Source organism: Variovorax dokdonensis, assembly GCF_030316895.1.
Lineage (GTDB): Bacteria > Pseudomonadota > Gammaproteobacteria > Burkholderiales > Burkholderiaceae_C > Variovorax > Variovorax dokdonensis.
Map to the genome: position 1 here is coordinate 1,626,133 of NZ_JASZYV010000001.1, position 20,883 is coordinate 1,647,015.

Sequence of the window (20,883 nt, forward strand, 5' to 3'; positions counted from 1 at the left end):
GCCCGAGTTGTTTCTTGGGTTCGCTGTGGGCCATCATCCTTCCGGAGAACCCAGTGCTTTTGTCCCTCAAGGGAGCCTTCCCGCCCGCCATCCTGGCGCTCGCAGACGGCACGGTCTTTCTCGGCAACTCGATCGGCGCCACCGGCGCCACAGTCGGCGAAGTGGTGTTCAACACCGCGATCACCGGCTATCAGGAAATCCTCACCGACCCCAGCTACTGCCAGCAGATCGTCACGCTGACGTATCCGCACATCGGCAACTATGGCGTCAACGAGGAAGACATCGAAGCCGACAAGATTCATGCCGCGGGCCTGATCATTCGTGACCTGCCGCAAGTGGCGTCCAACTTCCGCAGCACTTCGTCGTTGTCGGACTACCTGAACCGAAGCGGCACGGTTGCCATTTCCAACATCGACACCCGCAAGCTGACGCGGCATCTGCGTACCCACGGGGCTCAGAACGGTTGCATCCTGGGCTTGGCTGAAGGGGAGGCTGTGACGCCAGCCCTGATCGAGAAGGCCATTACCGCAGCCAAGTCCGCACCGGCCATGGTCGGCCTGGATCTCGCCAAGGTCGTGTCGGTCGCGCAGACTTACGAGTGGACCCAGACCGAATGGAAGCCTGGCGCCGGCTATGGCGTGCAGATCACGCCCCAGTTCCACGTCGTGGCGTACGACTTCGGCGTCAAGAAGAACATCCTGCGCATGCTGGCCCAGCGCGGTGCCCGCATCACCGTGGTGCCTGCCAGAACGCCTGCTGCAGACGTCCTCAAGCTCAAGCCGGACGGCATCTTTCTGTCGAATGGGCCTGGCGATCCGGAGCCTTGCGACTACGCCATCGCTGCCACACGCGAGCTGATCGATACCGGGATTCCCACGTTCGGCATCTGCCTGGGTCACCAGATCATGGCGCTGGCCTGTGGGGCCAAGACCTTCAAGATGAAGTTCGGCCACCATGGCGCGAACCATCCGGTCAAGGACATGGACAACGGCCGCGTCTCAATCACCAGCCAGAACCATGGCTTTGCAGTGGACGAGAAAACGCTGCCAGCCAACCTGCGCGCGACGCACGTCAGCCTGTTCGATGGCACGTTGCAAGGTCTCGCCCGCACGGACAAGCCGGCGTTCTGCTTCCAGGGTCACCCTGAAGCATCGCCCGGCCCGCGTGACATCGGCTACCTGTTCGATCGCTTCACGGCCCTCATGGAAAAACACAAGGCGGAGGCGATGAATGCCTAAGCGTACCGACATTCAGAGCATCCTCATCATCGGCGCCGGCCCGATCATCATTGGTCAGGCCTGCGAGTTCGATTACTCCGGCGTGCAGGCCTGCAAGGCACTTCGCGAAGAAGGCTACAAGGTCATCCTGATCAACAGCAATCCGGCGACCATCATGACGGACCCGGCGACGGCGGATGTGACCTACATCGAGCCGATCACCTGGCAGACCGTCGAAAAGATCATTGCCAAGGAGCGCCCCGACGCGATCCTGCCCACCATGGGTGGACAGACCGCGCTGAACTGCGCGCTCGACCTGTGGCGCAACGGCGTGCTCGACAAGTACAAGGTCGAGCTGATCGGTGCCACGCCCGAAGCCATCGACAAGGCCGAAGACCGCCTGAAGTTCAAGGATGCAATGACCAAGATCGGACTGGGCTCGGCCCGCTCCGGGATTGCGCATTCCATGGACGAAGCCTGGGCGGTGCAAAAGAACGTGGGCTTTCCGACCGTCATCCGGCCGAGCTTCACGCTCGGCGGGACGGGCGGTGGCATTGCCTACAACCCCGAAGAGTTCGAGACCATCTGCAAGCGCGGCCTGGAAGCCTCGCCCACCAACGAGCTGCTGATCGAAGAGTCGCTGCTTGGCTGGAAGGAATACGAGATGGAAGTGGTGCGCGACAAGGCGGACAACTGCATCATCGTTTGCTCGATCGAGAACCTCGACCCGATGGGCGTGCACACGGGCGACTCCATCACCGTTGCTCCGGCGCAGACCCTGACCGACAAGGAATACCAGATCATGCGCGACGCCAGCTTGGCGGTGCTGCGTGAGATCGGTGTGGACACGGGCGGATCGAACGTCCAGTTCTCGCTCAACCCGAAGGACGGACGTCTGATCGTCATCGAGATGAATCCGCGGGTTTCGCGTTCTTCTGCGCTGGCTTCCAAGGCAACCGGCTTCCCGATTGCCAAGGTCGCCGCCAAGCTGGCCGTGGGCTACACGCTCGATGAGCTTCGCAATGAGATCACCGGGGGTGCAACGCCCGCGAGCTTCGAGCCCTCGATCGACTACGTGGTCACCAAGATCCCGCGCTTCGCCTTCGAGAAATTCCCCCAGGCCGATTCGCGACTGACCACGCAGATGAAGTCGGTGGGCGAGGTAATGGCGATGGGCCGTACCTTCCAGGAGTCGTTCCAGAAGGCATTGCGGGGCCTGGAGGTCGGCGTCGACGGCATGAACGAGAAGACGCAAGACCGCGAGGTGCTCGAGAAGGAGTTGGGCGAGCCCGGCCCCGAGCGCATCTGGTACGTGGGCGATGCCTTCGCCCAAGGCATGAGCGTCGACGAGGTGCATGACCTGACCAAGATCGACAAGTGGTTCCTGGTGCAGATCGAGCAGATCGTGAAGATCGAGCTCGAACTCGAAACCAAGTCGCTCGACGAATTGGATGCGGACACGCTGCGCGTGCTCAAGCAGAAGGGTTTCTCCGACCGTCGTCTCGCCAAGCAATTGCGCACGACCGATACTGCCGTGCGCGAAAAGCGCCGTGCGCTGGGTGTGCGCCCGGTGTACAAGCGCGTCGACACCTGCGCGGCAGAATTTGCCACCAATACGGCCTACATGTATTCCACCTACGAGGATGAGTGCGAGGCGGAGCCGACGAACAACAAGAAGATCATGGTGCTCGGCGGCGGTCCCAATCGGATCGGCCAGGGCATCGAGTTCGACTATTGCTGCGTGCATGCCGCACTGGCGATGCGTGAGGATGGGTACGAGACCATCATGGTCAACTGCAATCCCGAAACCGTGTCGACCGACTACGACACCTCCGATCGCCTCTACTTCGAGCCACTCACGCTCGAAGATGTGCTCGAGATCGTCGACAAGGAAAAGCCGACGGGTGTGATCGTGCAGTACGGTGGCCAGACACCGCTCAAGCTCGCTCTCGACCTGGAAGCCAACGGCGTGCCGATCATCGGCACCAGCCCCGACATGATCGACGCCGCCGAAGATCGCGAGCGCTTCCAGAAGCTGCTGCACGAACTCGGACTGCGTCAGCCTCCCAACGCCACGGCCCGTACCGAGGCGGAGGCCCTGGAGAAGGCGACAGAGCTCGGCTACCCTCTGGTGGTGCGCCCGAGCTACGTGCTGGGTGGTCGCGCGATGGAGATCGTGCACGAGCAGCGCGACCTCGAGCGCTACATGCGCGAAGCCGTCAAGGTGAGCAACGATTCTCCGGTTCTGCTGGACCGCTTCCTCAACGACGCGGTCGAATGCGATGTGGACTGCATTCGCGATGCCGAGGGCGCAACGCTCATCGGCGGCGTGATGGAACACATCGAGCAGGCCGGCGTGCACTCGGGCGACTCCGCTTGTTCGCTGCCGCCCTATAGCCTGCGCGCCGAGACGGTGGCGGAGCTCAAGCGTCAGAGCGCCGCAATGGCCAAGGCTCTCGACGTGGTGGGCCTCATGAACGTGCAGTTCGCCATCCAGGAAAAGGATGGCAAGGACGTCATCTACGTGCTGGAAGTCAATCCGCGCGCGTCCCGCACCGTTCCCTACGTCAGCAAAGCCACGGGCATCCAGTTGGCCAAGGTGGCTGCGCGCTGCATGGCCGGCATGTCGCTGGCCCAGCAGGGCATGACGCGTGAAGTCACGCCGCCTTACTTCAGCGTCAAGGAAGCGGTGTTCCCATTCGTCAAGTTCCCTGGCGTCGATCCGATCCTTGGGCCGGAGATGAAGTCGACCGGCGAGGTGATGGGGGTCGGCAAGACCTTTGGCGAAGCATTCGTCAAGTCGCAGCTTGGCGCGGGGACGCACCTGCCCAAGTCCGGCAAGGTGTTCATCTCGGTCAAGAACAACGACAAGCCGCGCGCTGTGGAAGTCGCCCGCGGACTGGCCAAGCTGGGCTTCGAGCTGATCGCCACCAAGGGCACTGCCGCCGCCATCGAGGCTGCCGGCATCGCCTGCGCGACGGTCAACAAGGTGACCGAAGGTCGTCCGCACATCGTGGACATGATCAAGAACAACGAGATTGCTCTGGTCATCAACACGGTGGAGGAGCGCCGCAACGCCATTACCGATTCGCGGCAGATCCGAACCTCGGCGTTGCTCGCCCGGGTGAACATCATCACCACGATCTTCGGTGCCGAAGCGGCGGTCGAGGGCATGAGCTACCTGGACGAGCTCGGTGTCATTTCCGTCCAGGAGATGCACGCGCAACTGGCAGCCGGCTGAAGGCCGAAGGCGAGGGTCCCACATGGAAACGCAACTCGTCACGATTGGCCAGGATGAGTGGCGCGACTTGACGCCAGCTTCACAGCAGCGCTGGATCGAAGCGCTGGAGGCTGGCAAGGTCCTGCTGTTTCCGTTTCTGGGCTTTGTCCCAGAGAAGGAAGAGCAGCGCCTGCTGGATCCTGCCGTTCTTGCCAAGGGCGTTCGCAACATCAGCCTGGATGCGCAAGGCAGGATCAAGGGCGTGGAAGGCGAAGCCGCTGCACAACAGGCAGCAGCCGACATGATCGGGCGCTTTCGTACGCAGGCCATGGGACTCATCGACCGCCTTCTGCCTGCCTACGGACCGGCGCTTCGCCTGGCGCCGACGAGCTTTCGCCCGATGCAGGTGGAGGGGCGGGCTCAGTCGTGGCGCGCAGACGATCGTCGGCTGCATGTCGATGCATTTCCGTCGCGTCCAAACTACGGGGAGCGGATCCTGCGAGTGTTCACCAACCTGAACCCGCACGGCACGCCAAGGGTCTGGCGCGTGGGCGAGCCGTTCGAGGCGGTTGCGAAGCGCTTCCTGCCGCGCACGAAGGCTTATTCGCCATGGCAGGCCAAGATGCTTCACAAGCTGCATGTGACCAAGTCGCTGCGCAGCGAGTACGACCACCTCATGCTTCAACTGCACGACGGCATGAAGTCCGATCTCGACTATCAACGCGAATGCCCCCAGGAGACGGTGCCATTCGCCCCAGGTTCGACCTGGGTATGCTTTTCGGACCAGACTTCGCATGCGGTCATGTCAGGGCAATTCATGATGGAGCAGACCCTGCACCTGCCCGTTGCGAGCCAATACAATCCCGAGGCGAGCCCCTTGGGCATCCTCCGTCGCCTGACGGGTCGAAAACTGATCTAGTTTTTTCTACACTTGTCCGGCGAGCTACTTTGTCACCGCCGAACGGCGACGTTCGGCGGTTTCGCTTTTTTGACGCCTAAGAGATCAAGAGACATGGCAACTACCTTTCCGATCACCAAGCGCGGTGCCGAGAAGCTCAAGGAAGAGCTGCACCGACTCAAGACCGTCGAACGCCCGAACATCATCAATGCGATCGCAGAGGCGCGCGCCCAGGGCGACCTGAGCGAGAACGCCGACTATGACGCTGCCAAGGACCGCCAGGGCTTTATCGAAGGGCGCATTCAGGAAATCGAAGGCAAGCTCTCCATTGCCCAGGTGATCGATCCGAGCGCGGTCGATGGCAATGGCAAGGTCGTTTTCGGGGCGACTGTTGACCTGGAAGAAGAATCTTCGGGCGATGCCGTGCGCTACCAGATCGTCGGCGAAGACGAGGCTGACCTCAAGCAAGGGCTGATCAATGTCTCGAGCCCGATCGCCCGCGCGCTGATCGGCAAGGAGGAGGGCGATACCGCAGAGGTTCAGGCGCCAGGCGGCATCAAGCGCTACGAGATCGTTTCCGTCCGCTATCTTTGATCCCCGAGCGGCACCGGCTTCATGCGAGCTTTCAACGAGCGCCTACCCGTACTTGCCGCTGCATTCTGGTGGTGCAGCCTGACGGTGGTGGGATTTCTTGTCGTGCCGCTGCTGTTTCGCCACCTGCCGACGCCTGCGCTTGCTGGCAACATGGCCGCGCATCTTTTCACGGCTCAGACCTGGGTATCGATGGGATGCGCGGTGCTGTTGTTGGGCTTGTCTCGCAGCAGCCTTGACGCGGCGCCATCGGTGGACGCTGCCGTGCTCTTCATCATCCTGGGACTGCTTCTGGCTTTGGTGGTGGAATTTGGCGTCGCGCCCCGGATCGTTGCGCGACAGAACCTGAAGATGTGGCACGGCGTGGGTACTGGCTTGTACCTGGCGCAATGGGCCTGCGCCGGTGCTGTGCTTTGGCGGCTCTTGCGACCGCCTCAGTCGCGCTAGTCAAGAGCGCTGGCACGGCCGCGGTCCGCTGTCTTCCTGCGCCTATTCGTGCCAGTGCTCGGCGACCCAGGTTGCCGGCTGGATGTAGCGAAACCGACGGTTGCGGCGTCCTGCCAAGGCGTCCGGCGGATTGCATTCCCCGTGGAACACCATCACCTTGGCGCCTTCAGGCACGAACGGCGGGCGCCAGTAGTTCGAGGGCCACAGCGGAATGCCGTGGTACTTGAAGCTAGGGCACCACTCGCTGGGCCAATAGGCGAGCTTGCCCTTGCCGTGCAGGTAGTCAGACAGGTAGGTCTGCTCGTTGCGGAACTTCTGCCGAATGGCGACTTCGTGCTCGCGAAAATAGGCCAGCACATCCGTGAGTGCGCCGATTTTCCAGCGGTAGACCGAAGAGTTGCCAGTCACGCGCCAGGGGCGACGGTAGTCTTTGATGATGAGGAACTCACCGGGCACGGTGAAGAACTCGTCCAGACTGCCGACCACCACCACGTCGAGGTCGAGGAAGAGTGCCGTGCCCTCGAGACCGTACTTATCGCCCAGATCGGCGCTGAAGGTCGTCAGCTTGCGCCATGCACGGTCGCGCACTCCAGGCAGCTCCGGCCGAATCTCGACGGGCGGAATCGGAAAGCACTCCACTTCCTTGCGGATGCCGACGGCGTCGTCCGTCAGGCAGATGAAGCGGAATTGGCCGCTCAGGTGCCGGCGGGTCATGGCGTAAAGCTTGTTGACGTACTCCGGCCCGTACTTGGTGCCCCACTTCATGCAGACGACGTGCCGCATGGCGCCGGTCGCAGGCAATGTCGGGGGCGTGCTCAATCGCCTAGCCCCCGTTTTTTCGGCGAGACCTGACGAGGCTTGGCGCGCTTGATGCTGCCACCTGCCGTCAGGCGCTGATTGCCCAGCACGCGCAGCGTCTTGATTTCAGGCTTCTGGCCAGCGCGCTTGGCGTACTTGAGCACCTTGATGTCGCGAGGACCTGGCTTGCGCTCTTCGTCTTCCGTGCGCCGGGCCTTTTCCGGCTTGGGGCGCCAGAGGACCAGCAGCTTGCCGATGTGCTGGATAGGCGCTGCGTCGAGTTCTTCGGCCAGCGTCTTGAGCATGGCTTCGCGAGCCAGCCGATCGTCGGAGAACACGCGAACCTTGATCAGGCCATGGGCCTTCAAGGCGGCGTCGGCCTCTTTCTTGACGGCCGGCGTGAGCCCGTCTCCACCGATCATCACGATGGGATCCAGGTGGTGCGCCTGGGCGCGGTATTCCTTGCGCTGGGCAGGGGTGAGTTGAATGGCGGGCATATCCGTATTATCGGGCCCACAATGAAAGTCAAGTCCAAGAGCAAGAAGATAAACAAGGCATGGCTGAACGACCATGTCACCGACCCGTGGGTCCAGCTCGCCCATCGGGAAGGCTACCGCGCGCGCGCCGCCTACAAGCTCAAGGAAATCGATGAAAGCCTGGGGCTGGTCCGGCCCGGGCAGGTGGTGGTCGACCTGGGTTCGACACCCGGCGCCTGGAGCCAATACCTGCGGCGCCGCCTTTCCCCTGCGGGCGCTGCCGTCGGCGAGCTCAACGGCGCGATCATTGCCGTCGATCTGCTTCCCATGGAACCGATCGAGGGCGTGCAGTTCCTGCAGGGCGACTTCCGGGACGAGGACGTTCTTGCGCGCGTGGAAGCGGCCATGGAAGGACGGAAAGCCGATCTGGTGGTCTCCGACATGGCGCCCAACCTCTCCGGAATCGCCTCGGCCGATGCCGCGCGCATTACCCATTTGATCGAGCTGGCCACGGAATTCGCCAAGCAGCATCTTCGTCCGGAAGGAGTGCTGGTTGCCAAGGTCTTTCATGGGGGCGGCTACGACGAGCAGGTTCGCCTGTTCAAATCGATCTTCAAGGTAGTCAAGCCGATCAAGCCCAAGGCGTCGAGAGACCGATCGTCGGAGACTTTCCTCGTCGGAATCGGCCTCAAAGGCGCTTGACAAATTGGCCTCAAGCAACGGCCTTGGTCATATCCGCGACGCGTCTGTGGTGGCTCTAGGGCTTTTACAGAATTTTGCAGGTTGAAAAGCCTAAAATGGGCGCCAAATGGCCGATTGGGGCCGTCCAAATATGCCAGCCCGGCGTGTTTGTCTTTTCAGATTCCCTCGACTGGAGCGTCGTTTGAATAATCAGTGGTTTTCGAAGGTCGCCGTGTGGCTTGTGATCGCCATGGTGCTGTTCACTGTGTTCAAGCAGTTTGACACCCGTGGCGCAGCCGGCGCCGGCAATGTGGGCTATTCCGATTTCCTGGAAGACGTGCGGGCCAGCCGCATCAAGAGCGCAACCATCCAAGAAGGCCAGGGCGGCAGCGAGATCGTGGCAATCACGACTGACGACCGGAAGATCCGCACCACCGCCACGTATCTCGACCGTGGGCTGATCGGCGATCTGATTCGCTACAACGTCAAGTTCGACGTCAAGCCGCGCGAAGAAGGCTCGCTGCTCATGACCCTGCTGGTGAGCTGGGGGCCCATGCTCCTGCTGATCGGGGTGTGGGTGTATTTCATGCGTCAGATGCAAGGCGGCGGCAAGGGAGGCGCCTTCAGCTTCGGCAAGAGCAAGGCGCGCATGCTCGACGAAAACAGCAACCAGGTCACGTTTGCGGATGTCGCTGGTTGCGATGAGGCGAAGGAAGAAGTTAAGGAGGTCGTCGACTTCCTGAAGGATCCGGCCAAGTTCCAGAAGCTTGGCGGCCGCATTCCGCGCGGGCTTTTGCTGGTCGGACCGCCCGGCACCGGCAAGACCTTGCTGGCCAAGTCGATCGCAGGCGAAGCCAAAGTACCGTTCTTTTCCATCTCGGGCTCCGACTTCGTCGAAATGTTCGTCGGCGTCGGCGCGGCGCGTGTGCGCGACATGTTCGAGAACGCCAAGAAGAACGCTCCCTGCATCATCTTCATCGACGAAATCGACGCCGTTGGCCGTCAGCGTGGCGCTGGCCTGGGTGGCGGCAATGACGAACGCGAGCAGACGCTCAACCAGATGCTCGTCGAGATGGATGGCTTCGAAACCAACCTCGGCGTCATCGTGGTGGCGGCCACCAACCGTCCGGACATCCTGGACGCCGCCTTGCTGCGCCCGGGCCGTTTCGACCGCCAGGTCTACGTGACGCTGCCGGACATTCGTGGCCGAGAGCAGATCCTGAATGTCCACATGCGCAAGGTGCCGCTGGGTCAGGATGTGTCTGCAAGCATCATCGCCCGCGGTACGCCCGGCATGAGCGGAGCCGACTTGGCCAATCTCTGCAACGAGGCAGCTCTGATGGCTGCGCGGCGTAACGCCCGCGTGGTGGAGATGCAGGACTTCGAGCGCGCCAAGGACAAGATCTTCATGGGCCCCGAGCGCAAGAGCATGGTCATGCCCGAGGAAGAGCGCCGCAACACTGCTTATCACGAGTCAGGCCATGCCTTGATCGGGAAGTTGCTGCCCAAGTGCGACCCGGTTCACAAGGTCACCATCATCCCGCGCGGCCGCGCTCTGGGTGTGACGATGAGCCTGCCCGAGAACGATCGCTACAGCTACGACCGCGAATACATGCTCAACCAGATCAGCATGCTGTTCGGTGGCCGCATTGCGGAAGAGGTGTTCATGAATCAGATGACCACCGGCGCTTCCAACGACTTCGAGCGCGCGACCAACCTGGCACGCGACATGGTCATGAAATACGGCATGAGCGAATCGCTCGGCCCGATGGTCTACGCGGAGAACGAAGGCGAAGTCTTCCTCGGCCGTTCGGTGACCAAGACCACCAACATGAGCGAGACCACCATGCAGAAGGTGGACGGCGAGGTGCGTCGCATCATCGACGAACAATACGCCCTGGCGCGCCGACTCATCGAAGAGAACAAGGACAAGATGCATGCCATGGCCAAGGCCCTGCTCGAATGGGAGACCATCGACGCAGAGCAATTGGATGACATCATGGCTGGCCGCGAACCGCGTCCGCCAAAGGATTGGACCCCGCGTATCCCACCCTCGGGCGGTGGCGGCGGTACGCCGGCGGTCAAGCCCGATCCGGCGCCTTCGGCGGCCTGATCGACGCGGAAAGACCGATGACGGGGCCTGGTGCCCCGTTTTTTTTTGATGAATGAATCGATGAAGAGCTGGAAGACTTCGCGCTTCGAAATCGATCTGTTGCGGCCACGCGTGATGGGTATCGTCAACGTCACGCCCGACTCCTTTTCGGACGGCGGCACCCACGACAGGCCGGCGAGCGCGCTGCGCCATTGCGAACGGTTGCTCGAGGAGGGCTGCGACATCCTGGATCTGGGTGGCGAATCAACCCGGCCAGGCAGCCCGGCGGTCCCTCTCGAAGAGGAGCTGGCGCGCGTCATGCCCGTATTGAAAGAAGCCGTTCGCCTCGGCGTGCCGGTTTCGGTCGACACCTACAAGCCGGACGTCATGCGCGCAGCGCTGGATTCGGGCGCGGACATCATCAACGACATCTGGGCGCTTCGGCAGCCGGGCGCGCTCGATGTCGTTGCGCAGCACGCCAGTTGCGGTGTCTGCCTGATGCACATGCACCGAGACCCGCAGACCATGCAGGCCGCACCGATGAGCGATTCCGTCTTGGCGCCGGTCAAGGCCTTTCTTGGCGAGCGGTCGATCACGCTGCAGGCAAATGGCGTGTCGGCCGATCGCATCGTGCTCGACCCTGGAATCGGCTTCGGCAAGACCGTTGCGCAGAACTTCGAACTGCTGGCTCGGCAAGCGGAATTGCTGTCCTTGAATCACGCCGTGTTGGCCGGATGGTCCCGAAAATCGTCGCTGGGTGTGGTGACCGGCATCGGGCCTGCGGCGGAGCGTGCGGTGCCTAGCGTGGCGGCGGCGCTCCTGGCTGTCGACCGTGGGGCGCGCATCGTGCGTGTGCATGATGTGGCCGCCACGGTTGCCGCGCTGGCGGTGTGGCAGGCCATGCTCGAGCAGCGGCCGACGCATACATCAGAAGAATGAGGTTTGCGGCGTCCAAGGCAATGGACAATGCGGCCCGGAGGAAAACGAAACATGAGCAGAAAATACTTTGGTACCGATGGCATCCGAGGCACCGTCGGGCAATTTCCAATCACGCCGGACTTCGTACTTCGCCTTGCGCATGCCGTGGGCCGAGTGCTCAAGACCAGCGAGTCGCGGCCTGTCGTGCTGATCGGCAAGGACACCCGGATCTCCGGCTACATGCTCGAAAGTGCGCTCGAGTCTGGCTTCAATTCGGCTGGCGTCGACGTGGTGCTGCTGGGCCCTTTGCCGACCCCTGGCGTCGCGTATCTCACGCGTGCCCAGCGCGCCAGCCTGGGTGTGGTCATCAGCGCCAGTCACAACGCATTTCCGGACAACGGCATCAAGTTCTTCAGCGCCCACGGGACGAAGCTCGACGACGAGTGGGAAGAAAAAGTCGAAGCGTTGCTCGAAGAGCCACCGAAGTGGACTGATTCGGCCAACCTAGGCCGAGCTCGCCGCATGAATGACGCGACGGGCCGCTACACCGAGTTCTGCAAGAGCACCTTCGCCACCGACCTCAGTCTGCGCGGTATGAAACTGGTCGTGGATTCCGCGCACGGCGCGGCCTATCAGGTGGCGCCCCAGGTCTTTCATGAGCTCGGAGCGGACGTCGTTGCCATCGGCGGTGCGCCGGACGGTCTGAACATCAACAAGGGTGTCGGTGCAACGCATCCCCAGGCGCTCATCGAAGCCGTCGCAGCGCATGGTGCTGACTACGGCATTGCACTCGATGGCGATGCGGACCGGCTTCAACTCGTCGATGCGCAAGGCCGGCTCTTCAACGGGGACGAGCTCTTGCTGTTGATGGTCAAGGAGCGGCTTGGCCGAGGGGACAAGGTGCCCGGCGTGGTCGGGACGCTGATGACCAACAAGGCGGTGGAAGTCGCATTGCGCCGGTTGGGCGTTGACTTCGTCCGAGCCAAGGTCGGCGACCGATATGTGCTGGAAGAACTCGACAAGCGCGGATGGCTGCTTGGCGGGGAGGGCTCGGGTCACCTGCTGGCGCTCGATCGTCAAACGACAGGAGACGGCATCGTCAGTGCTCTGCAGGTTCTGCAGGCGTGTGTGCGCAGCGGCAAGTCCGTGGCGCAATTGTTGGAGGGCCTCGTGCTCTTTCCGCAGGTGCTGATCAACGTCCGACTCAAACCGGGTCAGGATTGGAAGAGCAACGACAAGTTGATCAAGACCAGCGAACGGGCCGAACTCGAGCTTGGCGACTCCGGTCGCGTGCTGATTCGCCCCAGTGGTACCGAGCCTTTGCTTCGAGTCATGGTGGAGGCAAGGGGTGCCCAAGACGCGGAAATTTGGGCCAAGCGCATTGCCGAAACTTTGCACAACATTGATCCTGCTTAAGACACAATGCGGGCAATAAAAGCTGAGTTACCAACGAAAAAATAGCAACAAAAAGTAGTACTGCGACGTGGCCCGTCGCCTAGAATCTTCACGCAACAAGGTAAAGGGAGCCGGTATCGAACGCGCTTGCGGCAGAGCAGGGGGAGCGAGCGAGTCTGGGCAGTAACCATTCCTAAAGGGGATCACATGCACAGCATTCTTATCGTTGACGACCACCCTGCTATTCGGCTCGCCGTGCGGTCCGTCATGGAAGGCAGTGGCCAATACAAAGTCGTTGGCGAAGCCGATAGCGGGCCGGTCGCCCTCAGCTTGATTCGAGAACTCCAGCCTGCGTTGGTGCTTCTGGATCTTGACTTGCCAAAGATGAACGGGCTCGAGCTCATCGAGCGCGTCAAGGCGACTCAACCAAGCGTCAAGGTACTGGTGCTTTCTGCGCAGCAGGAAGCCATTTTTTCGACGCGAGCACTTCAGGCTGGCGCCAACGGATTTCTCAGTAAATCGGAGGGCATGACGTCGATCGTCCAGGCCGCTCAGGCGGTCATGTCCGGTTACAGCGTGTTTCCAAGTTCTGCCATTTCCAGCTCGACAAGCGGCACGGGTACAAGTGGGGCCGAATTGCTCAAGACGCTGTCCGATCGGGAGCTGACCGTGCTTCAGCAATTGGCGCGCGGCATGAGCAACAAGGAAATTGGAGAAGCCTTGCTGATCAGCAACAAGACGGTCAGCAGCTACAAAGCACGCCTGTTCGAGAAACTGAATATTTCCACGCTCGTCGAGCTGGTGGACTTTGCGCGGGCCAATAATCTCGTTACTTGAGGCTCCCCCCGGAGCCGGTGCTCTTCCATGAAGGTTGCGTTGGCAGTTTGGGACCGTGGCCTTTCCTGGGTGAAGGTTTCCGCTGCCATCTTGTTGTTGGTGGGGGCATGGTCCGCGCCGGCGTCCGGAGCGTCGTCAGACCAATCTCGATTGAGTTTGCAGTCCACAGTCAGCCTGGCGCAACTGGTCGAAGGGCTCGAATCCGGTCAGCGGGCTTGGCTGGACAGCAAATCGGTCTTGCGAGTCGGGGTGGTGCCCAACGCCCATATTCCCTATGACCTGGTCGGGCTGAGAAGCGAGTACAAGGGGATATCGGCGGACTATCTTTCCGCGGTGACCTCCGCACTTGGACTGCAGGTCAGCCTACGCCGATATTCCACGATGGCAGACGCACGCAGGGGCCTGTCGAGCGGCGAAGTGGATGTCTTGCCCTCCCTGACCGACGAGGAAGCGAAGCGCAGTGCGCTCCAGGTCTTGCCCTATGCGAACTACCGCTGGGCACAGGTGGAGCTTCGCAGCCGCTCGCGCCCAAGCGCTTCACTGCTGCGGGTCGGCTACATCGAAGGAAGCGTTTCGCTGGATAGCTTGAGGCGAGCGTATCCGCAGGCCGGCTTCTTCCCCTACGGCAGCAGCCTGGTGGCAATGTCTGCCGTTGCCAGCGAGAAGCTCGACGTGTTTGTCGACCTCGATGTCACCACCCGGTACTTGTCGAATCACTACCAACTCACCAAGCTGCAGATTGGCGGGTTCGACGAAGGCCGGTCCGCTTCGATGAACTTCGGTTTTGCACCTCAAAGCACCATGCTGCCCATGTTGTTCGGGCGTGCATTGGCGGCCATGCCGGAGCGAATGAAGACCGACATCTCCGAGCGTTGGGCACCGAGCTTGCATGGGCTCGAAGAGCGGGTGCAGTTCACGTCGGCAGAGCAGGCGTGGATTGAATCCCACCCAGTCGTGCGGTGGCATCCCACGGACTTCATGCCCTTCGTGTTCGTCGATCCGCGAAACAAGCGCTACGTGGGCTTGTCGCTGCAGGTGCTCGATCGAATCCAGGAGCGATCGGGCCTTCGCTTTGAAATGGTGCAGCCGGGCCAGCAGGCAGACATCTTTCCGGTGGTGGTTGGCGGCGACCAAGCTCCGGTCGGACTGAAGCTGTCGCGCCCCTATTTCACCGACAACTGGGTCTTTGTCGGGCATGCCCAGGACCCGTTCATCAACGGGCCGCAGCAGTTGGAAGGCAAGCGTCTGGCTTACTTCGCCCCGAACAATCTGGCCGAGGAGATGAAGCGCGACGTGCCGAGCCTGAGCCTGGTGCCGGCCGAGTCGGTCGTCGCCACGTTCGACTACGTCGCAAACGGGCGTGCCGACATCACCTTCGCCAACATCGACACGGCCAACTACATCGTCCAGCAGTTCTATCCCAACCGTCTCAAGGTGGTGGGCTCGGTGGAAGACGCGCCGATCGAGGTGGCTTTCGGGGTTCGCCAGGATCAGCAACTGCTTTTGTCCATCATCGACAAGTCGCTGATCGCGATTCCGGAGTATGAACTGCGGCACGTCCGTGCCAACGGCATGTTCTTCAGCCGGCCCTCCATCGACTGGGCGCTCTACCTGAAATGGGCTGGATTGGCCTTGGGACTCATGGTGTTGGGGCTTGCCTTGTTCGCGTGGCGCGCAGCCGCGCTGCGAAAGCAGGTGGAGCGCAGGCAGGCGGCTGAAGCAGAGCTTCGGGACCAGTTGGAGTACCAGGAGGCCATGCTCGAAGGCATGCCGCATGCCATTGCGCTGCGTGACGACCGGGCGCGCCTGGTCTACTGCAACAGTGCTTTTTCTCGTTTGCTTGGCAGGGAGCGCTCCGAGCTCATGGGCAAGACGATGCCCGAGTCGACGCGCCCGACCGACAGCGAAGAAACCCGGAAGATGGCGGATATCGTCCACGAGCGATATCTACATATGCTGGCCGATGGCACGCACATCAATGAAGACATTGACGTCTCGTTGCAAGGCGTGGATCGCCGCCTGATGCATTGGGCCGCGCCCATTTCGCTCAAGCCGGGCGGCAAGCGAGTGGCGATGGTGACCGGCGTGGTCGACATGACCGAGCGGCATCATCTGGTCGAACTCATCGAATCGGCGCGCGTCAAGGCGGAAGCGGCCAATCGGGCGAAGTCGAACTTCCTGGCCACCATGAGCCACGAGATCCGCACGCCGATGAATGCGGTGCTGGGCGTGCTCGAACTCCTGCTTCGCGAAGGCAACCTGTCGCAGCGCGACCGCGCGAGCGTCGACTTGGCGAGCGGTTCGGCGCGCGGTTTGCTCGGCCTGATCGACGACATCCTCGACATCTCCAAGATCGAGGCAGGCGCCCTGGAGATTTCGCCGAGCCCAGCGCAGTTGCCTCCGGTGGTGCGAGATGTGGTCAATGTGTTTGGCAGCCTGGCTCGGCAGCGCGGGCTGCGCATTGAGCTTGAGATCGATCCCGCCTTGTCCGAATGGCACGTGTTCGACGCGGTTCGCCTGCGCCAGATCGTGAACAACCTGGTCAGCAACGCGATCAAGTACACCGATGAGGGCGGCGTTCGGATCGTCCTGTCCAGCCACGGCGTCCAGGCTGAACGCGAGTCCATCGAACTGCAGGTGGTCGACACGGGCATCGGTATCGCACCGCAAGATGTGCAGAACCTGTTCAAGCCGTTTTTCCAGGCGGAGGAGGCGGGGCCTCGCACGCTGGGAGGGACGGGGCTCGGACTGCCCATCGTCCAGCGGCTGTGCGCGAGGATGGGCGGCGACGTGTGGGTGACAAGCCAGCGTGGTGTCGGTACGTCCATCCATGTCGCGTTGCGCTTGCCCGTGTTCGAGCACGGCAGCGCCGGTCGACTCGAGCAGCCGGTGGAAGACGTGGCTCGGCCGGCTGCTCATGTGGCATCGCGCGAGCGCAGTACGGTGCTCGTTGTCGACGATCATCCGGCCAATCGTCTGCTCATCGAGCGTCAGTTGGCTTTCCTGGGATTCGGCTGCGATCTGGCCGAGGATGGTCGCGTTGCGCTGGAGCGATGGGAGCGCGGCGGCATCGACGCCATCCTGACCGATTGCTCGATGCCGGTCATGGATGGCTATGAACTCACCCGCAGCATCAGGAAGATCGAACGCGAACGCATGTTGCCGCATACGCCTGTGCTCGGCTGCACCGCGCACGTGCAGGAGCGAGAGCGGCGCCTTGCGCTGGACGTCGGCATGGACGAATGCCTTCTCAAGCCGCTGAGCATCGACGTGCTGCAGGAGGCGCTGCTGCGCTACCTGCCCGACGAGCCGGGCACCCCAGCGCCTGACGAGGATCGGCCGAGCAGCCAGTTCGGCGCGTTCGACAGCGATCCGTTGCTTGTGGCGCCTTCCATCGAGCCCGAGCCCGCGCCGGAGCCCGAACAGGATTCATCGGAGCCATTCGATGCGAAGTTGCTGCACGATTTTTCGGGTGGGAACGTCAAGATGGAAGCCGGCTTCCTGCAGGCGCTGATCCAGTCCAATGCAGGCGACATCGCGGCGCTGGGGCAGCATGTGAATGCCGGGGAGCATGCCGAGGCGGCCTCTTGTGCGCACAAGATTCGTGGCGCGGCGAGGATCGTTCGTGCCGATCGTGTCGTGCGTGATTGCGAACTGCTCGAGTCCGCCGCCAGGCGGGAGGCAGATCTTGCGACGATGCAGTCGGCACTCGAGTCGCTGCGTACCAGTCTGGCCGAGTTCGATGCAGCCATGATGGAAAAGCTTGAAAGCTACGGGGTGCTGGCAAACTAGGGCGCTGGCTCCGCTGCCCAGAATTCCTCCAACCCAGATCCGGCCCGCAGGATGATCGATGTATCTCCCATCTCGTTTTGAAGCGCGCGACCGCGCCGTCGCTCTTCAGTTGATGCGCGCCCACCCGTTTGCGGCGCTTGCCGCGGTTGACGACGAGGGGCTGCCGTTCATCAGTCAGCTGCCCATGGTGGTCCAGGAACGAGACGATGACGGCCTCACGATCTGGTGCCACTGCGCCAAGCCGAACCCGCTGTGGCGCCATCTGCAGGCGCGTCCGCGCGCACGGGTGCTGTTCCAGGGCCCGCATGCCTACATGTCGCCTTCGGTCTATCCGGATCTGGCGCGCGTACCAACATGGAACTACCTGTCCGTACAGTGCGTCGTCGATGCGCGCCTGGTCGAATCGCCCGACGAAAAGGATGCATTGCTCAAGCGTCTGATCTCGGAGCATGAGCCTGCCTATGACGCCCAATGGCGGGCGCTCGGCGAAGAATTCCAGCAAAAGATGCTCACCGGCATCGTGGGGTTGGAGTTGCGGGTGATGTCGTTGCAGTGCGCCGTCAAGCTCAACCAGCATCGGCCGGAGGCGCACGCGGCCATGCATGCGATCTACAGTGCCGGCAATGCCCAGGAGCAGGCCCTGGCGGAGTGGATGCGCGCATGCGGCCTGGTGCCAGGCGTTTCGGTGCAATCGCAGGGAAACTGAACTCATGCGGATCTTCGGCTTGGCAGCATTGCTTGTCGCGTTGGCCATCGTGGCGCTGCTGGTTGGCAAGCAACTGGGTGGAAGCGCTTCGCCAGCGTCGTCCCGGGCGGGCAGCGGCGAGGCGATGCCACAGGTTCCTTCGGGCAGTCCGCGGCAGGTGGAGCAGCAGTTCAAGCAGTCTCTGGACGCCGCCATGCAGACCCCCCGGCCCATGCCGGACGAAGCGCGGTGAGCGCCGAGCATCCGCAGGGTTTGCCAGTAAGCAGCGATGAGCGCTGGATGGCCTTGGCGATCGAGCAGGCAAGGGCCGCCGAAATCGACGGTGAGGTGCCGGTCGGCGCCGTGCTGGTCAAGGACGGGCAGTTGCTCGCCGTCGGGCGCAATGCGCCGGTGGCGTGCCACGACCCCACCGCCCACGCCGAAGTTGCTGCGCTGCGCGAAGCGGCGCGGACTCTGGGCAACTACAGGCTCGACGGATGCGAACTGTTCGTCACGCTCGAGCCATGCGCCATGTGCGCCGGCGCGATGCTGCATGCGCGGCTTTCGCGCGTCGTGTTCGGCGCTGCAGATCCGCGTACGGGTGCGGCGGGTTCGGTGCTCGATCTTTTCGCGGACCCGCGGCTCAATCATCAAACCCAGGTGGTCGGCGGCGTCCTGGCGTCCGCGTGCGCCGAGGTGCTCCAGACTTTTTTCCAGGCTCGCCGCAATGCCGCCCGCGATATCGCACAACCCCTGCGCGACGACGCATTGCGCACGCCCGCGGCTCGCTTCGCGGCATTGCCGCCTCCGGATTGGCCGGTGCGCTATTGCAGTGACCTGCCCGCGCTGTCCGGGTTGCAGTTGGCATGGCTGGACACCGCGGCCGATGCTCGGGCGGGCGCCTTCGCGAGTCCCACGGTGGTTTGTCTGCACGGCGCCGGCCAATGGAGCCAGCAGATGTTGCCGCTCGTCTCGGCGCTGCTGGCCTCCGGTTGCCCACGGGTGCTGGCGCCGGACCTGATCGGCTTTGGCCGCAGCGACAAGCCCAAACGAGCGTCTGTCCACACCATCGAATGGCACCGGGACGTGCTGGCCCAATGGCTGACGCGCGAGGCGCCAGGGCCGCTCGTGCTGCTTGCCGTTCAGAGCATGCGGGAACTGGCCGAGGCACTCGCAGCCATCGTTCCTGTGCGGGGCTTGGTCGTCGTGCCCGAAGAGGACGCGCCAGGCATGGTCGACGAATGGCGAGCTCCCTTTCCGGACCGTGGCCACGAGGCCGCGCTTCGAGGGTTTGCGCGCGCCAAGGGTCCGCGCCGTGTTGCCACCAATCACACGCTGCGGGCCGTGCACGAGGCGATGGGATACTTCGCCCCGTGAAAACCAACCGCCACATCTACATCTATTCTCCCGCCAGCGCCGTTCGCGACAAGGCCGCCTTTCGGCGCGGGGTGGCTCGACTGCGCGCCCTGGGCCATGACGTCGAGATCGACGAAGCAGCCTTGGCCGTGCACCAGCGGTTCGCCGGCGACGATGCCACGCGATTGGCCGCCATCGGCCGGGCGGCAGCCAGCGGCGCCGACGTGGCGCTGATCAGCCGCGGGGGCTATGGGCTGACCCGGATCCTCGACGCATTGCCCTACAAGGCGCTGGCCAAGGCTTGCGAGCGCGGCACGGCCTTCGTCGGCGTCAGCGACTTCACTGCGCTGCAGAACGCCTTGCTGGCGAAGACCGGGGCCGTGACATGGGCAGGCCCTGCGGTCGGCGAAGACTTCGGTGCCGAACCGGGCGCGGACGACATCATGCAAGCTTGCTTCGACGACCTACTGCAAGGGCAGGGCGAAGGCACAGGCTGGCGCATGCCGGCGAAGGACGTGGGCGACGCCGCGGCGCTGCCCCGGCCCGTTCGGGGTGCCACGCTGTGGGGCGGCAACCTGTGCGTTCTAACTTCGTTGCTGGGGACGCCGTACTTTCCAGCCATCGACAAGGGCGTGCTGTTCCTCGAGGACGTGAATGAGCATCCCTACCGCATCGAGCGCATGCTCGAGCAATTGCGCCTGGCAGGCGTGTTGGCAAGGCAGAAGGCGATCGTTCTGGGCCAGTTCACTGGCATGCGCAAGATCGCGGGCTACGACCGCGGCTTCGGTTTTTCAAGCGTGGTCGAGCGCCTGCGCAGCCAGATCAAGGTGCCGGTGCTGACCGGCCTGCCGTTCGGTCATGTCCCGACCAAGGTACTTCTGCCCGTCGGCGCGAAGGTGGAAGTCGCGGCGGATGAGCGGGATGTCTTCATGGTGTGGGGGCATGGCCCGTTGCACGCGGGGCATGGGCACGAGCCACACGGCCATCCCCACGCTCACTGAAGGCGAGTCGCGTTCAGGCGCCGAGGCGGCGATGGTCGCGGGGACCCAGGGCGTCCGGCAGGCGGCCCTTGAACATGCGGTTGATCTGGCGCATCTGATGCCGCGCCGCACTTTCTCCGTCGAAATCACTCAACGCCGTCATCACGTCCTGGCGCAGGTACCAGAGCGCTTCGAGGTTGTCTGCGAACTGAACCTTCTGGGCCACGCGAACAATGCCGTAGTCCCGGCCGTGGGTGCGCAGCATCTGGAGCATGGCCGTGCGGATCTCGCCCGCACGGCGATCTTCGGTGCGGCGGCGACCGAAACCTGACAGTGGCAAGAGACGCAGTAGCTTTCGCAATTTCATGATTCCGGATATGCCGGTGACTATTGGTTGCAGAGAGACATTAAATGTTGCTGCGATCCTTCACAAGGAGGAGGTCCCCGAAATCTTGTTTGAAAACAACATTTTTCACACACTTCCTCGAACTCGTCTCAGA

The 20,883-nt window shown here is 62.7% G+C and carries 18 protein-coding genes; 15 read left to right on the forward strand and 3 right to left on the reverse strand.

Features of this window, described 5'->3' with window-relative positions:
- Window positions 1–53 precede the first annotated feature (53 nt).
- From carA to QTH91_RS07570, 5 genes are all read left to right on the forward strand, one after another.
- On the forward strand, window positions 54–1,238 hold the full coding sequence (gene carA, locus QTH91_RS07550; RefSeq protein ID WP_286659371.1) for a glutamine-hydrolyzing carbamoyl-phosphate synthase small subunit: 1,185 nt from the start codon (window positions 54–56) through the stop codon (window positions 1,236–1,238).
- Window positions 1,231–4,458 (forward strand): carbamoyl-phosphate synthase large subunit, encoded by a 3,228-nt coding sequence (gene carB, locus QTH91_RS07555; RefSeq protein ID WP_286659372.1) that lies wholly within the window; start codon window positions 1,231–1,233, stop codon window positions 4,456–4,458. The genes carA and carB overlap by 8 nt, the downstream gene beginning before the upstream one ends.
- A 22-nt stretch (window positions 4,459–4,480) precedes the next feature.
- Window positions 4,481–5,356: a Kdo hydroxylase KdoO gene (gene kdoO / locus QTH91_RS07560; protein WP_286659373.1), complete on the forward strand. Its 876-nt coding sequence runs from the start codon at window positions 4,481–4,483 to the stop codon at window positions 5,354–5,356.
- Window positions 5,357–5,449: 93 nt separating this feature from the next.
- The gene (greA, locus tag QTH91_RS07565; RefSeq protein WP_286659655.1) at window positions 5,450–5,929 is read left to right on the forward strand and encodes a transcription elongation factor GreA; all 480 of its coding nucleotides are present in this window, start codon (window positions 5,450–5,452) and stop codon (window positions 5,927–5,929) included.
- 21 nt (window positions 5,930–5,950) lie between these two features.
- On the forward strand, window positions 5,951–6,373 hold the full coding sequence (locus QTH91_RS07570; protein ID WP_286659374.1) for a DUF4149 domain-containing protein: 423 nt from the start codon (window positions 5,951–5,953) through the stop codon (window positions 6,371–6,373).
- Window positions 6,374–6,415: 42 nt separating this feature from the next.
- Here the strand turns inward: QTH91_RS07570 and QTH91_RS07575 are convergent, their stop codons facing one another.
- Both QTH91_RS07575 and QTH91_RS07580 read right to left on the reverse strand, forming a co-directional pair.
- Complete coding sequence (locus tag QTH91_RS07575; RefSeq protein ID WP_286659656.1) at window positions 6,416–7,156, reverse strand: glycosyltransferase; 741 nt, start codon at window positions 7,154–7,156, stop codon at window positions 6,416–6,418.
- 32 nt (window positions 7,157–7,188) lie between these two features.
- Window positions 7,189–7,668, reverse strand: a complete 480-nt coding sequence (locus QTH91_RS07580) for a YhbY family RNA-binding protein (protein ID WP_286659375.1) — start codon at window positions 7,666–7,668, stop codon at window positions 7,189–7,191.
- Window positions 7,669–7,689: 21 nt separating this feature from the next.
- On the opposite strand from QTH91_RS07580, the gene QTH91_RS07585 reads away from it, so the two are divergent.
- From QTH91_RS07585 to QTH91_RS07630, 10 genes are all read left to right on the forward strand, one after another.
- Complete coding sequence (locus QTH91_RS07585; protein WP_286659657.1) at window positions 7,690–8,349, forward strand: RlmE family RNA methyltransferase; 660 nt, start codon at window positions 7,690–7,692, stop codon at window positions 8,347–8,349.
- Window positions 8,350–8,530: 181 nt separating this feature from the next.
- Window positions 8,531–10,441, forward strand: coding sequence for an ATP-dependent zinc metalloprotease FtsH (gene ftsH, locus QTH91_RS07590; protein WP_286659376.1), 1,911 nt, complete (start codon window positions 8,531–8,533; stop codon window positions 10,439–10,441).
- Between the two features lie 60 nt (window positions 10,442–10,501).
- Window positions 10,502–11,359, forward strand: coding sequence for a dihydropteroate synthase (gene folP, locus QTH91_RS07595; protein WP_286659377.1), 858 nt, complete (start codon window positions 10,502–10,504; stop codon window positions 11,357–11,359).
- 51 nt (window positions 11,360–11,410) lie between these two features.
- Entirely contained in the window at window positions 11,411–12,754 is a 1,344-nt protein-coding gene (glmM, locus tag QTH91_RS07600) for a phosphoglucosamine mutase (protein WP_286659378.1), read from the forward strand.
- 186 nt (window positions 12,755–12,940) lie between these two features.
- Window positions 12,941–13,570, forward strand: a complete 630-nt coding sequence (locus QTH91_RS07605; RefSeq protein ID WP_286659379.1) for a response regulator transcription factor — start codon at window positions 12,941–12,943, stop codon at window positions 13,568–13,570.
- Between the two features lie 150 nt (window positions 13,571–13,720).
- Entirely contained in the window at window positions 13,721–17,362 is a 3,642-nt protein-coding gene (locus QTH91_RS07610) for an ATP-binding protein (RefSeq protein ID WP_286659380.1), read from the forward strand.
- A gap of 58 nt (window positions 17,363–17,420) precedes the next feature.
- Window positions 17,421–18,068, forward strand: a complete 648-nt coding sequence (locus QTH91_RS07615) for an FMN-binding negative transcriptional regulator (protein ID WP_286659381.1) — start codon at window positions 17,421–17,423, stop codon at window positions 18,066–18,068.
- Window positions 18,069–18,072: 4 nt separating this feature from the next.
- A complete protein-coding gene (locus tag QTH91_RS07620; protein WP_286659382.1) occupies window positions 18,073–18,300 on the forward strand; it encodes a hypothetical protein in 228 nt (75 codons plus the stop codon).
- Window positions 18,297–19,424, forward strand: a complete 1,128-nt coding sequence (gene tadA / locus QTH91_RS07625) for a tRNA adenosine(34) deaminase TadA (protein WP_286659383.1) — start codon at window positions 18,297–18,299, stop codon at window positions 19,422–19,424. Before QTH91_RS07620 ends, tadA begins: the two co-directional genes overlap by 4 nt.
- The gene (locus QTH91_RS07630; protein ID WP_286659384.1) at window positions 19,421–20,404 is read left to right on the forward strand and encodes an LD-carboxypeptidase; all 984 of its coding nucleotides are present in this window, start codon (window positions 19,421–19,423) and stop codon (window positions 20,402–20,404) included. The genes tadA and QTH91_RS07630 overlap by 4 nt, the downstream gene beginning before the upstream one ends.
- Window positions 20,405–20,417: 13 nt before the next feature.
- Here QTH91_RS07630 and QTH91_RS07635 read toward each other — a convergent pair whose 3' ends face one another.
- Complete coding sequence (locus QTH91_RS07635; RefSeq protein WP_286659385.1) at window positions 20,418–20,750, reverse strand: hypothetical protein; 333 nt, start codon at window positions 20,748–20,750, stop codon at window positions 20,418–20,420.
- Between the last annotated feature and the right edge of the window lie 133 nt (window positions 20,751–20,883).

Excerpts from the sequence above, each read along its gene's own strand:
- carB (WP_286659372.1), top strand. The coding sequence starts at position 1,231 with ATGCCTAAGCGTACCGACATTCAGAGCATCCTCATCATCGGCGCCGGC.
- kdoO (WP_286659373.1), top strand. The coding sequence starts at position 4,481 with ATGGAAACGCAACTCGTCACGATTGGCCAGGATGAGTGGCGCGACTTG.
- greA (WP_286659655.1), top strand. The coding sequence starts at position 5,450 with ATGGCAACTACCTTTCCGATCACCAAGCGCGGTGCCGAGAAGCTCAAG.
- QTH91_RS07570 (WP_286659374.1), top strand. The coding sequence starts at position 5,951 with ATGCGAGCTTTCAACGAGCGCCTACCCGTACTTGCCGCTGCATTCTGG.
- QTH91_RS07575 (WP_286659656.1), bottom strand. The coding sequence starts at position 7,156 with ATGCGGCACGTCGTCTGCATGAAGTGGGGCACCAAGTACGGGCCGGAG.
- QTH91_RS07580 (WP_286659375.1), bottom strand. The coding sequence starts at position 7,668 with ATGCCCGCCATTCAACTCACCCCTGCCCAGCGCAAGGAATACCGCGCC.
- QTH91_RS07585 (WP_286659657.1), top strand. The coding sequence starts at position 7,690 with ATGAAAGTCAAGTCCAAGAGCAAGAAGATAAACAAGGCATGGCTGAAC.
- folP (WP_286659377.1), top strand. The coding sequence starts at position 10,502 with ATGAAGAGCTGGAAGACTTCGCGCTTCGAAATCGATCTGTTGCGGCCA.
- glmM (WP_286659378.1), top strand. The coding sequence starts at position 11,411 with ATGAGCAGAAAATACTTTGGTACCGATGGCATCCGAGGCACCGTCGGG.
- QTH91_RS07605 (WP_286659379.1), top strand. The coding sequence starts at position 12,941 with ATGCACAGCATTCTTATCGTTGACGACCACCCTGCTATTCGGCTCGCC.
- QTH91_RS07615 (WP_286659381.1), top strand. The coding sequence starts at position 17,421 with ATGTATCTCCCATCTCGTTTTGAAGCGCGCGACCGCGCCGTCGCTCTT.
- QTH91_RS07620 (WP_286659382.1), top strand. The coding sequence starts at position 18,073 with ATGCGGATCTTCGGCTTGGCAGCATTGCTTGTCGCGTTGGCCATCGTG.
- QTH91_RS07635 (WP_286659385.1), bottom strand. The coding sequence starts at position 20,750 with ATGAAATTGCGAAAGCTACTGCGTCTCTTGCCACTGTCAGGTTTCGGT.